General features: G+C 39.2%; 10 protein-coding genes, 1 pseudogene and 1 riboswitch. Of the genes and pseudogenes, 4 read left to right on the top strand and 7 right to left on the bottom strand.

Features of this window, described 5'->3' with window-relative positions; translation table 11 throughout:
* Positions 1-12: 12 nt before the first annotated feature.
* Positions 13-2,289, bottom strand: coding sequence for a ribonucleoside-diphosphate reductase subunit alpha (locus tag CYJ36_RS12645; RefSeq protein WP_101567637.1), 2,277 nt, complete (start codon positions 2,287-2,289; stop codon positions 13-15).
* Between the two features lie 156 nt (positions 2,290-2,445).
* A riboswitch (cobalamin riboswitch) is annotated at positions 2,446-2,630 on the bottom strand.
* A 202-nt stretch (positions 2,631-2,832) separates the two neighbouring features.
* On the opposite strand from CYJ36_RS12645, the gene dat reads away from it, so the two are divergent.
* On the top strand, positions 2,833-3,696 hold the full coding sequence (gene dat / locus CYJ36_RS12640; RefSeq protein ID WP_101567636.1) for a D-amino-acid transaminase: 864 nt from the start codon (positions 2,833-2,835) through the stop codon (positions 3,694-3,696).
* Between the two features lie 227 nt (positions 3,697-3,923).
* On the opposite strand, the gene nhaC is transcribed toward dat, so the two are convergent.
* The 4 genes and pseudogenes from nhaC to CYJ36_RS12625 form a co-directional block, all read right to left on the bottom strand.
* Positions 3,924-5,315, bottom strand: a complete 1,392-nt coding sequence (gene nhaC, locus CYJ36_RS12635; protein ID WP_101567635.1) for a Na+/H+ antiporter NhaC — start codon at positions 5,313-5,315, stop codon at positions 3,924-3,926.
* 238 nt (positions 5,316-5,553) lie between these two features.
* Entirely contained in the window at positions 5,554-6,234 is a 681-nt protein-coding gene (locus CYJ36_RS24825) for a methyl-accepting chemotaxis protein (RefSeq protein WP_374702808.1), read from the bottom strand.
* Between the two features lie 78 nt (positions 6,235-6,312).
* Positions 6,313-6,858: pseudogene (locus CYJ36_RS24820) on the bottom strand (protoglobin domain-containing protein); the annotation flags it as partial.
* Between the two features lie 115 nt (positions 6,859-6,973).
* The gene (locus tag CYJ36_RS12625) at positions 6,974-7,492 is read right to left on the bottom strand and encodes a universal stress protein (RefSeq protein ID WP_101567633.1); all 519 of its coding nucleotides are present in this window, start codon (positions 7,490-7,492) and stop codon (positions 6,974-6,976) included.
* Positions 7,493-7,684: 192 nt separating this feature from the next.
* Between CYJ36_RS12625 and CYJ36_RS12620 the strand changes: the two genes are divergently transcribed.
* Positions 7,685-9,985, top strand: a complete 2,301-nt coding sequence (locus CYJ36_RS12620; protein WP_101567632.1) for a transglycosylase domain-containing protein — start codon at positions 7,685-7,687, stop codon at positions 9,983-9,985.
* Positions 9,986-10,640: 655 nt separating this feature from the next.
* Here CYJ36_RS12620 and CYJ36_RS23640 read toward each other — a convergent pair.
* Together CYJ36_RS23640 and CYJ36_RS12615 are read right to left on the bottom strand one after the other, a co-directional pair.
* Complete coding sequence (locus tag CYJ36_RS23640; protein WP_180850280.1) at positions 10,641-10,796, bottom strand: hypothetical protein; 156 nt, start codon at positions 10,794-10,796, stop codon at positions 10,641-10,643.
* Between the two features lie 170 nt (positions 10,797-10,966).
* The gene (locus CYJ36_RS12615; protein WP_101567631.1) at positions 10,967-11,281 is read right to left on the bottom strand and encodes a hypothetical protein; all 315 of its coding nucleotides are present in this window, start codon (positions 11,279-11,281) and stop codon (positions 10,967-10,969) included.
* A gap of 679 nt (positions 11,282-11,960) precedes the next feature.
* On the opposite strand from CYJ36_RS12615, the gene CYJ36_RS12610 reads away from it, so the two are divergent.
* Positions 11,961-13,718, top strand: coding sequence for an ABC transporter ATP-binding protein (locus tag CYJ36_RS12610; RefSeq protein ID WP_101567630.1), 1,758 nt, complete (start codon positions 11,961-11,963; stop codon positions 13,716-13,718).
* Positions 13,715-15,733, top strand: coding sequence for an ABC transporter ATP-binding protein (locus CYJ36_RS12605; protein ID WP_101567629.1), 2,019 nt, complete (start codon positions 13,715-13,717; stop codon positions 15,731-15,733). The genes CYJ36_RS12610 and CYJ36_RS12605 overlap by 4 nt, the downstream gene beginning before the upstream one ends.
* Positions 15,734-15,769 lie beyond the last annotated feature (36 nt).

Below are 15,769 nucleotides of genomic sequence, written 5' to 3'. Positions count from 1 at the left end.
TTATCTCTCCTTTTAGCTTGCACAAGATTCACAGTCTTCAATGGCGCTTGAAGTGGAACGGACATAGTAAGTCGTTTTTAAACCAGCTTTCCATGCCGATAAATGCAGGTTCAGCAAATCCTTGGCTTTTATCGTGTTTTGTACATAAAAGTTAAATGAAACGGATTGATCGATATGTTTCTGTCTGGCAGCATTTTGTTTAATGCTCCACATTTGATCAATGAAATAGGCTGATTTATAGAACCAGGTTGTTTCAGCGTTTAGATCTGGTGCCGTAACTGGTATTTTATAATCCTTTTTCTCTTCTGCGTACATTTTTTGGAAAATCGGATCGATGCTTGCTGTACTGCCCGCAAGAATAGAAGTAGAAGCATTCGGAGCAACTGCCATTAAATAGCCATTGCGAAGCCCATTTTCCATGACTTGCTGCTTTAATTCATCCCACGGCAAATTTCCTGATGAATAATTTCTGCTTTCAAAATACTCGCCGCTATGCCATTTTGAACCTTCGAATACTGGATAGGATCCTTTTTCTGCAGCAAGGTTCATGCTTGCCTGGATGGTATAGAATGCGATCTCTTCATATAATTTGTCCGCATAGCGAACAGCTTCATCGTCTTCCCATTTCAAGCGTTTTAAAGCAAGCAGGTGATGCCAGCCGAATGTTCCCAGTCCAACTGCACGGTATTTTTGATTTGTCAGTTTAGCCTGCATAACAGGGATGTCATTTAAATCAATGACATTATCGAGCATTCTGACCTGTATGGCAATGAGACGCTCTAAGACTTCATCTGTGGCTGCTCTTGCCAGGTTAATAGATGATAAGTTGCAGACAACAAAGTCTCCAGGTGTTTTAACTGTGATGATTTTGCCGTCTTCTGTATATTGTTCATCCATCGTTGTTGCACTTTGATTTTGGGTAATTTCCGTACAAAGGTTGCTGCAATAAACCATGCCTTTATGGGAATTGGGATTGCTGCGGTTGACCTCATCACGATAGAACATGAACGGCGTACCTGATTCAAGCTGGCCTTTCATGATGCCTTTCATAATATCGATGGCCGGGACCGTTTCTTTTGATAGATCAGGATGGTTGACGCATTCCCAATATTTTTCGCGGAATGAACCAAAACCTTTCCCTTCATCGTAGAAATCTTCTAATGAAAAGCCCATTACTTTTCGGACTTCATGCGGGTCGAATAAATGCCATTCGCCTCGGTTTTCAGCCTGTTCCATGAAAAGATCAGGTAAGCATACTCCCGTAAATAAATCGTGTGTTCTTAAGCGTTCATCTCCATTGTTCAGCTTAGAATCAAGGAATGAGAAAATATCTTTATGCCAAACGTCCAAGTAGACGGCAATAGCTCCTTTCCTTTGGCCAAGCTGATCAACACTGACGGCTGTGTTGTTAAGCTGCTTCATCCATGGAATGACTCCGGAGGACACCCCTTTAAAGCCTTTAATATCACTTCCGCGGCTGCGGATTTTTCCTAAGTAAACTCCGATGCCGCCGCCTGATTTAGACAGATTGGCAATATCTGTATTGCTGTCAAAAATGCCTTGCAGACTATCATCTACTGTATCTATAAAACAGCTTGATAGCTGTCCAACAGGCTTTCCGGCATTTGACAATGTTGGTGTGGCAACCGTCATATAAAGATTGCTGAGTGCCCAGTAGGCTTCTTTAACAAGATGCAGGCGGTGCTCTGTTTTTTCTTTTGCCATTAGTGTCATGGCAATGACAAGATAGCGTTCCTGAGGCAATTCGTATATTTTTTTATCAAAATCTCTTGCTAAATAGCGATCAGACAAGGTGCGAAGGCCAATGTATGTAAAAAGCCTGTCTTTTTCAGGCTGAATGATTGCAGACAGATTTTCAATTTCCTCGGCGGAATATGCTTGCAGCAGGAGAGAGCTATAAATTCCTTTTTTCGACAAGGTTTCTACTAAATTTAAAAATGATCCATATCCTTCTGACTGTCCGCGATTGACTGCTGCTTCCCTATATAGCTTTCTTAAATAAATACGCGCACAAAAGTAAGTCCATTGCGGCTCGTGTTCGCTAATATTGGAAAGTCCCTCTAAGATTAGAAGATTAGTAATTTGAGCAGTGGCATAAGTGTCGCGTCCTTCTATGCTCTGTATAATTCTAGTGCTGTAAGCATCCAGGTCAAGCTCTGGAAAGTCTTGTCCGATTTCATCTATGAAATCTTTTAATCGTTGTTCAGAAAATGGAGCTTGTTCAAGAGTCAGTTCATTAAAAATAACAGTTGCCGTTTTGGTTGCCATGTGACATCCTCCTCACAAAATAAGAAAAAGCGGAAAGCCGCTGAATTTCTGTAAAAAAAAATCCGCTCAGGGACATGAGCGGATCAAACGATAGAATAAAAGGGTGTATTCCTATTATTAACCATCGTTTCATTTCCTCAATCCCCGAAGAATTCGAAACTAAAGCAAGTAATTGGCAGGTCTCCTGACTTGTGATCATTCTGTGCTGAGTCCTTCCCATACTTAAATCTCGTATAGTGGTATTCCCAGTTCGTCACACTTACAGTTGCGGGGACAGTTCCGGATTCTCACCGGATTCCCTTTTAAGCCATAAAAATGGCACCTTCGCTTGCTGTTGTTTTTCAATATGTAGTATGTTTGTTTTTTATTAATATCAATATGTTGTGTTGTTGGCTATTATTATCATAATGGACAGCTAAAGAAATTTCAACAGAAATTTTTTAGAACTTTAAATAAAAATTGAAAATTGTTTTACAGACCAACGTGTTTCATCATAACATAAAGAGAGGAAGTTTATCATTAATTAACAAAGGAGCCTTTAACATGTACATACTTTTAAACGGTGAATTCAAGCAGAAAAATGAAGTTTCCATTGATTTTGAAGACAGAGGCTATCAGTTTGGTGACGGTGTGTACGAGGTGATTCGAGTATACAATGGCACATTTTTTGCTATGAAAGAGCATATGGAACGATTCGTGAGAAGTGCAAACGAAATTAAGATCGCACTTCCACTGTCAGAAGAAGAGCTTTCAGTGCAGTTAAATGAGCTCCTTTTGAAAAATCAGGTGCAAGATGGAGCAGTCTACATGCAAATTACTCGAGGCGTAACAGGGAGGAAGCACCTTTTCCCAGGAAAAGACGTTAAGCCTCAAATTGTGGCTTATCCCATTCCTTGTTCAAAGCCTGTATCAGAGCAGGAAAAAGGAATTAAATTGCATTTGATGGAGGATGTCCGCTGGCTCCGATGCGACATAAAAAGTTTGAATTTACTTGGGAATGTTCTTGCCAAGCAGGAAGCATTTGAAAAAGGGGCATATGAAGCGCTGCTGCACCGGAGTGAGCATATAACGGAAGGATCTTCATCCAATTTTTACGGAATAAGGGACGGAGTAGTTTATACTCATCCTGCTAATAACTTGATCTTGAATGGCATCACACGAATGAAAGTCGTTGAGCTGTGTGAAAAAAACGGTTTAAAGCTTATCGAAGAAATGATCAAAGTAGAAGATCTTGTAAATCTTGATGAAGCTTTTATTACTTCAACAACAAGTGAAGTCATTCCTGTTATTGAGGTTGACTCAACGAAAGTCGGTAAGGGAGTACCTGGGCCGGTAACGAGGGAGCTTCAGCGGCTGTTTGAGGATATGATAATAAATGAAGAGAAAGTATTTGGAAAAGGCATTTAGGTATTTATTTTCCAATTAGAAAAACCGCTTGAAAACGTTCAAGCGGTTTTTTCTGATTTTATCGTATAGGAAATTATAAAAGGTATTAGTTGTGGATAATGAAATAAAGTTATCTGCTTCCAGCTCCGTCGCCTAACTCACTGTGAAAAAGACATTTGCTCAGGAGAAGGCAAAAGTGCAATTCCTATTTTCTTCGCGAGCTGACCAAGTCGCCTCCGCTTTTGTGCTTAGGCTGCCATTATTTGTTCAGCCTTTCTTCTATCAGGAAGAAACCCGAACAATATGCTGAACAAAGGTGAAAGATATAAGAAAAAGGCAAATGGGATGTACTGGATAACGTCAACACCAAGAGTCTGAGCGAAAAAGGCTCCGCTTACTCCCCATGGAATTAAAGGGTTAACGAGTGTGCCTCCATCCTCAAGAGATCTAGATAGATATTTTTTATTAATATTGTATTTTTCATAAACTCCCTTGAAGGATTGACCGGGAATGAAGATGGATAGGTATTGCTCACCTGTAACCAAATTGACTCCTACCGAAGAAGACACTGTTGCAAGGATAAGCTGACCTTTTGTTTTTATCCGCTGTATCAATCCGTTCAAAAGTGTTTGAATCAGCTGCAGCGTGTCCATTAACCCTCCTAAAGCAAAGGCAATCATGATAAGGGAGATGGACCACATCATTGATTGTAGTCCGCCGCGATTCAGCATATTTTGAACCGTTTCTTGTTCGATGCTGAACGCTGTACCGTTTTGCAGCACGTTCAAGAATTGGGCAAAAGTAGCTTGATCTTGAAATAACAGTCCAGTGGCGCCGGCTGTTGCAATGCCAACTGCAAGTGCAGGAATGACAGGAACTCTTGTCATTGCAAGAACTATGACAATAATGGGTGAGATTAACGTCCAGGCACTAATTTGAACATGCTGCTGCATCACTGAAATAATTTCTTCAATATTAGCCAGCGTTGCCGCATTTACGGTTAAAGTGGTTCCTAAGTACCAAAAAAGAAATGCTGTAATCAAAAAGGCAGGAATTGTTGTTTTTGACATATGCTGAATGTGAGTGAAAATATTGACTGATGCTACACCGGATGAAAAGTTTGTAGTATCAGACATTGGTGACATTTTATCTCCGAAGCACGCTCCGCAAATAACGGCTCCCGCGGCCCATTCAACTGGAATACCTGCTGCAATGGCGACTCCCATGAGAGCGACTCCAACAGTACTTACTGTTGTAAAGCTGCTTCCGACCAATGAAGAAATAATGGTACAGCAAATGAGCGAGAGGATGAGCAGCGAACCTGGTTCAATGAGGTTTAACGCATAAACCATGACTGTGGGAATGGTTCCGCTGAACATCCAGGCGCCAATTAAAATTCCTATTAACGCTAGAATGATAATAGGCTGAACACCAGACTGGACTCCTTTTACAAGTCCTGCTTCGATCTCTTTCCAGGAAAACTTGTAAATGAGAGCAATTCCGCTTAATAGGACGAGACAAAGCATAAGCGGCAAATGCGGCTCAGTTTTTAAATAAAATAAACTGATTAATATAATGGCAATCATAGATATAAATATCATGACAGAAGCTGCAAATGAAACAGTTTTAGGATGATTCATGATTTGTAATTCCTTCCTTTTGTGCTTAAACGCTTTTATGCTTTTGTGCATAAAAGTATTATATCAATCTATTAATTATTGTCAACTGGTGAAAATAGTTAATGGAAGAGAAGTGACAGTTCTTTGATTGTAAATAGAGAGAGTTTTGAGATAAACTGAATCTAGGGTGACCGGCTTTTGATAGTTTCTTAAAAAAATAAAAGAACCCTGTTCAAAAGATAAACAGGGTTCTTGGCAATTAAATATTTTTCGAAAGCATTTCAAGGCTTTCAGCTGTATCGTTTATTTGGGAAATGGAATTCGTAACTTCATCTATAACAGCAGTGAAGTTTACTAGTTCAGTCTGTGTTTTTTCACTTTGCATTTTATTGTTATTCATAATGTGAACGACAGAATCAAAAAACTGGTTCATTTTATTTGTTTGCTCCGCACCTTTTGAAGTTAGACGGGCAACTTCATCAACTGATCCTGATATGCTGTCAATTTGCGAATGGATTTCAGATATTAAGCTTGAAACTCCCTGAACGGAATTCTTTGTTTCCTCCGCAAGCTTTCTGACTTCACTGGCCACAACTGCAAAGCCTTTGCCATATTCACCGGCACGTGCAGATTCAATTGCAGCATTTAATGCAAGAAGGTTCGTCTGTTCTGCAATCGAGGTTACGATAGAAACAACGTGATTAATTTTCTCTGAAGTTTGTTCAAGTGACTTCATTTTGTGTGAAATGTTTTCTGTGCTTGTTTCAATGAATGTCATTAATTCATGCTGTTTTTCAAGGTCCTTTTTACCGTGTGTTGCTTCGGTTTCTGCAGCAGCCGCAACTTCCAGGCTTCCGCTTGCAAATAAGGCAATTTCTTTAGACTGGGCATTGATTTCCTGAACAGAAGAATTGGTGTTATCTGTAATACTGGCAAGCATCTGCGCTGTATCGCTTAGCTCTAATCTAATGGCTTCCTTCTCCTGCTCGCTTTTTTGACGTAGCTGCTCATACTCTTTATCATAGGCTTCTATGACAAGCTGTTGTTCAAAGCTGATCATCTTTGTAATGGCTTGCACAATCATCAGCAAATCTTCTTTAGTTTGAGCTTTTTCGCTAGATATTTGAATGAGTGATTTTGTTAATGTTTGGAGAGCGGACATATACCATTTTGCTTCCAGACCTATTTTTACATGGATGTGGGCAATGCGCTGAATGCTTTCGACCCTGCTCTTATCTAGTATTCCATTAAACATGGCTAATATATGACCTTGAAGTGTCTGTTTTAGTTTTTCAATTGAACTGTACTGATTAATGATATCAATCAGTGATTTTTCTAACGCTATTACTGAATAAAAATCATCAACGATTTCAACGATTTTTTCTGTTATTTGAGGCTGCAGGACGGATAAGACACCTAAATCTTTTTTTGTAAGGGAAATCATCTCAAGTTGCTTTGATAAATCATTGTCATAGGATAGATCCAGCTTCAGAGTTTTTTCTGAACCTATTTCATTTATAAAACCTGTCTTTTCTTTTACGCTTTTGCGTTTAAACAATCCCATTTGTAAGGCTCCTTTAAGTTTAATAACTTTTCTACTCTTATTATCGGAAGGAACCTCTTAAACGTTAAATGACGTCAAAAAAAACGAATGCACATGGCATTCGTCCATCAATCATTTATTTTGCAATGAAAACCGGAATCGTTGAGTTATGAGATACTTTCTCGCTTACGCTTCCAAATATTAATTTTTTTAGTCCGCTCGTATCTCTGCTGCCCATTACGATTAAATCAGCATTTTTTTCCTCAGCGAAATGCAGGATTGCATCTGATGGAGAGCCTGATAAAATTTCAATTTCCCCTGCCACTTGATTTTCATCCAATTTCATTCTGATTTGCGAGACAATTTCATCTGAATTGTCATAATAAGGGGTTTGATTATGATTATCTTCAAACTGCTGTGATGGGTCAGGAGCAATTGGATAATTTTGCAGATTATCCGCCAGATATCCATTTGATGGTGTTGCCGGAATAACAGGCGGGACTCCTTTTGGACGCGCTTGCTCAAATACGTGAACAACTGTCAGGCGGGAATCTAATTGTTTGCACAAATCAATACCTGTTTTTAGTGCCTCCTGGCTATCACCGTGTCCATCAAACGCAATGACTATATGCTTAAAGGTTTTCATGGTTATCATATCCTCTCAAAATAGATTAATAAATAAATACCCCTTTTCAGGAAAAAATAATCCATTTTCAAGAAATGATATCCCTTACATTTGGAATGAAGAAGTGATTGTAGACATAGTTTCAAAATTGGGGCGTATTTCTTTGAAAAGTAGGGTAAGTATTATTAGGATTTATTCTTTGTATATTGCAGGAGGTTTTTCATGATTAAGTCATTATTTTCAAGTAAGGGTGTTTTAACGAAGCTCATTATCTTCGTTTTATTATCATTTATCCTTCTATTTATGGTTCATAACGTGGTAATCGCGTCACAGGACGTAAGCAAATTAGAAGAAAGAGCAAATGCGCCTACTATTATTTACGATCAGAATGGCGAGATTGCAAGTAAGATTTCCGGCTCTAAAAATGAGTGGGTTGATTATGAAGATGTTCCGGAGCACTTTTACGAGGCTCTTCAAGCGACTGAAGATCAAAATTTCTACAGTCACGGAGGAATTGATTATTACGGAATCATCCGCGCTGCCTTTAAGAATGTAATGGCAGGCGGGGTCGTAGAAGGTGGGAGCACACTCACCCAGCAGCTTGCAAAAAACACATTGCTTACTCACGATCAGACGTTCAAACGGAAATTTGATGAATATTTTATTGCGAAAAAGGTAGAACAGGAATATTCGAAAGAAGAGATTCTCGAACTCTATGTGAATAAAATTTATTTTGGTGAAGGGGCATGGGGACTAAAAAGAGCAGCAAAAGTTTATTTTGGAAAAGAAGCGTCACAACTTACAGTTAGTGAGTCTGCCATTTTAGTAGGACTCATAAAAGCGCCAACTCATTATTCCCCAGTCAAGAATCTTGAGAAATCATTAGACCGCAGAGATGTTGTATTAAGTTTAATGAAAAAAGAAAAATTCATCACTGATTCACAACTAAATGAAGCGAAAAATCAAAAAATTGTCCTTGAAAGAAAAGAACTTGATGAGTATAAGGGCCGCTACCCATTTTATGTGGATCATGTCATTGAAGAAGCCATACAAAAATACGGTTTGACTCAAAATGAGATTTTGGCTGGCGGATATGAAATTCATACGGAATTGCGGCAGGATATGCAATCTTCTATAGAAGAGGTATATAATGATGATTCAAATTTTCCAGAAAGCCAATCGGAACAGCTTGTGCAAAGCGGGGCAGTCCTAGTACATCCTGAAACAGGAGGAGTACAGGCGTTAGTTGGGGGAAGAGGAGAGCATTCATTCAGACAGTTTAACAGGGCAACCCAGTTAAAGAGACAGCCTGGTTCAACTATGAAGCCAATTTCAGTCTATACACCTGCCTTGGAAAACGGTATGGACATGCATTCTAAATTAAAAGATGAACCGCTTGATATAGGCGGATATTCACCTGAAAACTTTGACGGCTCCTATCATGGAGAAGTAACAATGTATGAGGCTTTGATTAACTCCTACAATGTTCCGGCAGTATGGACATTAAATGAAATCGGAGTTGGAGCAGGAGTAGATGCGACAGAGCGTTTCGGGCTGCCAATTACTGAGAATGACCGTAACTTAAGTTTAGGACTGGGCGGTCTTGATGAAGGTGTAGCACCTCTGAATATGGCAGAAGCATATACTGCATTTGCAAATGAAGGAACCAGGGTTGAAGCACATGCCATTACAAAAATTGTGGATGTGCAAGGAAATACAATTGCAGAATGGAAAAAGAAAGAAACGAAAGTAACCACTAAAGAAATTGCCCAAAAGATGACGCATATGATGCTTGGAGTAGTAAAAGAAGGCACAGGAAAAAAAGCACAGCTTGAAAACCATGAGATGGCAGGAAAAACGGGATCTACGCAGCTGGACTATGACGGAATGGATGGCGTAAAAGATCAATGGTTTGTAGGTTATACCCCGAATGTAGTAGGTGCAATGTGGCTAGGCTATGATCAGACAGATCAAGATAATTACCTAGCAACCTCAAGCAGTGCAACAGCTGCACCTTTGTTTAAAATTATAATGGATGCAGCTTTGAAAAATGAAGAACCTGAGGACTTTAACCTGCCTCCGATGAAGAAAACAGAAAGCAAGTCAGTTAAAAAGGAAAAAGAACGCAGCCAAAAGAAAGAAGATGAAATGAAAAAGAAACAAGAAGAAGATAAAAAAGCCAAACAAGAGGAACAAGCGAGAAAAGCAGAAGAGGAGCGCTTAAAACAGGAAGAAAAAGCAAAAGCAGAAGAGGAAAAGCGCAAAGCAGATGATCAGAAGCGCAAAGAAGAAGAGGAACAGGCAAAACAAGAAGAGGAACGCAGGAAGGAAGAAGAACGTAAAAAAGAAGAAAAGAAAAAGCAAGAAGAACAAAAACCAGAAGAACCGTCTGAACCAGAAGAACCGGCTGAACCTGAAGAGCCGGAACCAGCAGAACCCGAACAGCCGGCAGAACCGGAGGAGCCGGCTGAGCCGCCAGCAGATGGCGGAGGTTCAGGCGATGGAGGTACTGCCGGAAATTAAAAAAAGCGAAAGCTCCCGATTCGCGCAGGCATGACAGAAAAGAATCGAGCAGTCCGGGTTAGACTTTTTTGACGGATTTACTCTGGCCGATGGATCTAGACATCAATACGTAATTTCTTCTTATCTCTTGGCCCTTTTCGTAAAGATTGTTGCTTTTAGAAAAAATGGGTAAAACCTTGAGTGATCTACGCTGCAGGCACTAGACTCCTGCGGGAAATAGAGGGGAATGGGAGACCCCGCAGGCATAGCCCGAGGAGGCTCCCATCCCTCCCCGCGGAAAGCAAGTGCCTGCAGCGGAAACAATCAATCTGAAAAAAGCCTATCTCTTAAAAAAATCTGAACAAGGTCATACTTGTTCAGCTTTTTTGTGGTGTAGGAACCTCTAATATTTATTGATTGAGGAAATAGGAAAATGTCATTTCAGAGCTACGCCATCGCCTAGCTCTAGGATTAACCGATATTTAATCTTATTCTAAAATAGTCTATCTGAAAAAAGGTCACTAATTATCCGAAAACTTTTTTTCAAGATCCGAAATGGCATTCTTACTATCCAAGCAGCAAAACTCGCTCGGTATGAACAGCAGAATCTACGATAAAAATAAAAACACACTCCATAAAAGAGTGTGCACTTTAAACTATATTAGTTCAATTACTGTTAAAACATTGGTAAAATATAAGTAATCAAAAACCAGATAATGCCGAAGAATATAACCAAATATGCCGCATATTTAATAAAAGTAGCTCCAAGAAGACTATTATTTGTTTTATGCTCTTCTTTTCTTTCAACATTTACTTGCTTATGTTCAGACATAAGGTTCCTCTCCCTTGGTTTATCTTTATAGAATTACATTCAATAACCATCCAATAACAACAATTGCTCCGATAACGATTAAAATAGTTCTGATCATAGTAAAATCTCCTTTTCTCTGTTGTAATATAAGTAAGTCATGCTATCTTATCATTTGTATGGGATTGCCAATTTTATACCTTTACCTTTTCAGCTGTATTCAAAATATTTGAGGTAAACCTGGATTCTGTTGAGCAAATGGCATCCATTTCAGTGAGGATTGCACCTGGATTTTTTCCATCGATCAACACTTTGATTTGTTTAGAACCTGTTGACATTAGAAAGAAGGTAATTAATGAAGGAAACTTTGAAACATCCACGATGTTTCGTTTTCCAGATAAGAAATATACCTTTCCTTCATAGTTTTTTGCGAGCTGATTCAAGCTGATAATCTGATCCATTCTAAATTGATCTTGGGTACTTAGACTTGTCGAAACTAACTGGCTCATTGTATTCCTCCTTCAATTTTCCTTATCTTCTGTCGTTTGATACAATACTTTACCTTGTATTCAAGTATTTGAAACATTTACAGAATGAATTTGAATATAAATACCTATTCATCAAGTTTTTTATGGAATTTAATTCCACTTATTTAGTTGAAAAGGCTTACTTACAGAACGCAAAGCGCTCTGCAGAGCTGAGCTGTTATCCAGGATCATTAAGTATAGTAAAGCTGCTTATATGGAAAATCTTTAACTGAATTTTGAAAAATAATGAAAAATCCCAATTGACAAAATAATGAAAAAGATGGTAATCTATCTAGGTGATAAAACAAAAATTGGTAAAGGAGGGGTTCGACATGAAAAAATTAATTGTGATTGCGTTTGATCGTAAAATATTTGCTTGTGCGGCCCCGCCATACCTTCATTCAATTTAGAGCATGAGTCTCTAAATATAGAGAAGGAAAGGCATAGGGGTATGCTGCTTTGTATACTCCTGTGCCTTTTTATGTGTTGTAAAAAGGCAGACTTCCACGAGCGAGGTTTGCCTTTTTCTATATATATTAAACAATTTAAGGAGGAAGAAAGAATGTATCTATTTATGATGAAATCAGAAAAAATGGTGATCCAGGGGGATCCAGAGAGCGGTTAGCAAACGAGGGATTGAAGTGACAAAGGAGATGACGATATGTTTTCAGTTTTAGTGAAACTAGGATGGTTCTTTAAAAAGTATTGGAAAAGGTATACAGCTGCAATTGTATTGCTTTTAATTGTAAATGTACTTGAGATAATTCCTCCAAAACTGCTGGGGAATGCAATTGATGATATACAAGTTGGACGTTTTTCGAGTGAATTGCTCGTTCAATATATTGTATTGTTCATTGGACTTGGTGTACTTGTCTATTTTTTATCTTACTTTTGGATGTACAATTTATTTGGCGGAGCACATCTGGCTGAGAGAATTTTAAGATCCAAATTAATGGGTCAGTTTTTAGTGATGACTCCAAGGTTTTATGAAAAAAACAGAACCGGAGATTTAATGGCCCGTGCTACGAATGACTTAAAGGCAATCTCGACAACAGCAGGATTTGGTATTTTAACATTAGTTGATTCCAGCATGTTCATGCTGACGATTCTTTTGACAATGGGGATACTGATCAGCTGGAAGCTTACCTTTGCTGCTATATTGCCTCTTCCGATTATGGCCATCGCGATGGGGATCTACGGGAAGAAAATACATGCAAGATTCATGGCTGCACAGGACTCTTTTGGTGACATGAATGATCAAGTGCTTGAGTCGGTTGCCGGAGTTCGGGTGATTCGTGCATATGTACAGGAAAAAGCAGATGTGAACCGATTTAACAGCTTAACAGATGATGTTTTTAAGAAAAATGTCAGTGTTGCGAAGATTGATGCCTTATTTGAACCAACAATGAAATTGCTTGTCGGAATCAGTTATTTAATTGGACTTGGGTATGGAGCTTACTTAGTGTTTCACAATGAAATAACACTTGGCGAGCTTGTATCTTTTAACGTGTACTTAGGAATGATGATCTGGCCGATGTTTGCGATTGGCGAACTAATCAATATCATGCAGCGCGGCAACGCCTCACTTGATCGAATCAATGAAACATTAAACTATGAAGCTGACGTGAAAAATGATGCTCAGCCAAAAAACATTGATTCTCCTAAGAAAATAGAATTTAAAGATGTTTCGTTTAAGTATCCATCTTCAGAAGTTGAAAACCTGAACCATATCAGTTTTTCAGTTAATAGAGGGGACACAATCGGAATTGTCGGCAAAACCGGAAGCGGCAAGACCACAATTGTGAAACAGCTGCTCAGACAATACCCGGTTGGAAGCGGTCAAATTACGATGTCTGGCGTTTCAATTGAAAAAATAGCATTGGAAACATTGCAGCGCTTTATTGGTTATGTCCCGCAAGATCACGTTTTGTTTTCAAGAACGGTGAAAGAAAATATTTTATTCGGAAAGAAAAATGGGTCGGATGATGAACTGGATAAAGCGATTGATCTTGCATTTTTCAGAAAAGATCTTGAAATGCTGCCGGACGGACTGAATACTTTAGTAGGGGAAAAGGGCGTTGCTTTATCAGGCGGCCAAAAACAGCGGATTTCCATTGCACGCGCATTGCTGATCAATCCAGAAATTCTGATATTGGATGATTCATTATCTGCTGTTGATGCAAAAACGGAAACAGCTATTATTTCTAATATAAGAAGAGAACGTGCGGGGAAAACAACTTTCATTACAACACATCGTTTATCAGCAGTAGAACATGCTGATTGGATCCTTGTGCTTGATGAAGGAAAAATTATTGAAGAAGGCAGGCACGAAACGCTGCTTGCAAATAACGGCTGGTATAAAGAGCAGTATGAACGCCAGCAAATAGAAGCTCAAAATGAAGGCGGGGTGGGAGCATGAATACTGGAAAAAGACTTTTCCGATATGCAGCCCTCTATAAAAGAACATTAATTCTAGCTCTGATCATGCTCGCTGTGGCAGTCGGTGCAGAGCTGATAGGACCATTTATCGCAAAGAAAATGATTGATGACCACATTTTGGGGATTGAAAGAAAGTGGCATGAGACGATTGAAGGAGAAAATGCTGTTCAATATGAAGGCTCATGGTATAAGCGGGAGGATTACTTTGAAGCAGGCGAAGAAAAGGGCAGTGAAGCTCATATTCTTCAAGTGCAGCGTGATTATTACTTTTTTCCAGGTGAAATCGAATTCGACGGCGACAGGAGAGCTGATGGTAATGCGGTGATTATTGAGAGGGGAACAGAATCTGCTTCCTACGCAGGAAGCAAGCTTTCATCAGAGCAGCTGTTTACCTTTTATCAGCCTGAAATCAAAGGGCTGATCACTTTGATTGCAATTTATTTTGGCTTGCTTGTGTTTGCGTCATTCTTCCACTATGGACAAAGATATTTTCTGCAAATTACATCGAACAGAATCATTCAAAAGATGCGTCAAGACGTATTCGAGCATATTCAGCGTTTGCCGGTGGTGTATTTTGATAACCTTCCAGCCGGTAAAGTGGTTGCCAGAATTACGAATGACACTGAGGCTATCAGGGAACTGTTTGTAGCTGTCCTTTCTACTTTCTTTACAAGTGCCATTTACATTACAGGTATATTTATTGCGCTATTTTTGCTGGATGTAAAACTTGCATTAATCTGTACAATTATTCTTCCTATTCTTGTGATCTGGAGTATTGTGTACCGTAAATACGCGTCAACGTATAACCACAAAATTCGTTCCCTTGTCAGCGATATCAATGGAACAATCAACGAATCGATCCAAGGAATGACTATCATTCAGGCTTTCCGCAGACAAGAAGAAACAAAAGCGGAGTTTGAAGAATTGAATGCTTCACATTTTCATTATCAAAATAAGCTTCTGAGCCTGAACTCTTTGCTGTCTCATAATATGGTAGGGTTTATCCGCAATTGTGCGTTCGTGGCGCTCATATGGTATTTTGGCGGAGCATCTCTAGGTGTAGGTTCAATGGTTTCCATAGGTGTGCTTTATGCATTTGTTGATTATTTGAACAGACTTTTCCAGCCAATCACTGGGATTGTGAATCAGTTTGCACAGCTTGAAACCGCACGTGTTGCTTCTGAGAGAGTATTCAGCCTGCTTGATGAAAAAGGAACAGATGTCATTGAACAAAAAGAGCCGCGATACAAAGGAAATGTTGCCTTTGAAAATGTTTGGTTCGGCTATAAAGAAGGCGAATATGTATTAAAAAATATTAATTTTGAAGCGAAGCAGGGGGAAACTGTTGCACTTGTCGGACACACCGGATCTGGAAAAAGTTCCATCATGAATTTACTATTCCGTTTTTATGATATAAAAGAAGGTAAAATCACAATCGATGGAAAAGACATTCTATCCATGCCCCGTCAATCTGTAAGAGAGCATATGGGAATCGTGCTGCAGGATCCGTTTCTATTTACAGGTACCATTGCTTCGAATGTTAGCTTGGATAATCCTGAAATATCAAGAGAGCAGGTTGAGAAAGCTCTGAAAGATGTTGGGGCGGATCAGCTTTTAAAGCATTTGCCTCAAGGTTTTGATGAACCGGTTATTGAAAAAGGAAGCACGCTTTCCTCAGGACAGCGCCAGCTCATCTCGTTTGCAAGAGCTCTTGCGTATGATCCGGCAATTTTAATTTTAGATGAAGCTACTGCGAGCATTGATACAGAAACAGAAGCCGTTATTCAAGATGCCTTAGAAGTTCTCAAAAAAGGAAGAACAACATTCATTATTGCACACCGACTCTCTACAATAAAAAATGCAGATCAAATCCTTGTGCTTGATCGCGGAGAAATAGCGGAAAGCGGTAATCATGATGAATTAATGAAGCAAAAAGGGAAGTATTATCAAATGTATGAATTGCAGCAGGGGAAACAAAATTCACTTGCGGGATAAAGAAAAGCACATGCTTGGATTTCAGGCATGTGCTTT

The organism is Bacillus sp. UMB0893 (assembly GCF_002858905.1).
Taxonomy (GTDB): domain Bacteria; phylum Bacillota; class Bacilli; order Bacillales; family Bacillaceae; genus Bacillus_P.
Note: the sequence above shows the minus strand (reverse complement) of the source record. Positions and strands in the feature narration are given on the sequence as shown.

Bases quoted from the DNA above. Each gene is read 5' to 3' on its own strand.
- CYJ36_RS12645 (WP_101567637.1), bottom strand. From the start codon at position 2,289: ATGGCAACCAAAACGGCAACTGTTATTTTTAATGAACTGACTCTTGAA.
- dat (WP_101567636.1), top strand. From the start codon at position 2,833: ATGTACATACTTTTAAACGGTGAATTCAAGCAGAAAAATGAAGTTTCC.
- nhaC (WP_101567635.1), bottom strand. From the start codon at position 5,315: ATGAATCATCCTAAAACTGTTTCATTTGCAGCTTCTGTCATGATATTT.
- CYJ36_RS24825 (WP_374702808.1), bottom strand. From the start codon at position 6,234: ATGCTTGCCAGTATTACAGATAACACCAATTCTTCTGTTCAGGAAATC.
- CYJ36_RS12625 (WP_101567633.1), bottom strand. From the start codon at position 7,492: ATGATAACCATGAAAACCTTTAAGCATATAGTCATTGCGTTTGATGGA.
- CYJ36_RS12620 (WP_101567632.1), top strand. From the start codon at position 7,685: ATGATTAAGTCATTATTTTCAAGTAAGGGTGTTTTAACGAAGCTCATT.
- CYJ36_RS23640 (WP_180850280.1), bottom strand. From the start codon at position 10,796: ATGTCTGAACATAAGCAAGTAAATGTTGAAAGAAAAGAAGAGCATAAA.
- CYJ36_RS12615 (WP_101567631.1), bottom strand. From the start codon at position 11,281: ATGAGCCAGTTAGTTTCGACAAGTCTAAGTACCCAAGATCAATTTAGA.
- CYJ36_RS12610 (WP_101567630.1), top strand. From the start codon at position 11,961: ATGTTTTCAGTTTTAGTGAAACTAGGATGGTTCTTTAAAAAGTATTGG.
- CYJ36_RS12605 (WP_101567629.1), top strand. From the start codon at position 13,715: ATGAATACTGGAAAAAGACTTTTCCGATATGCAGCCCTCTATAAAAGA.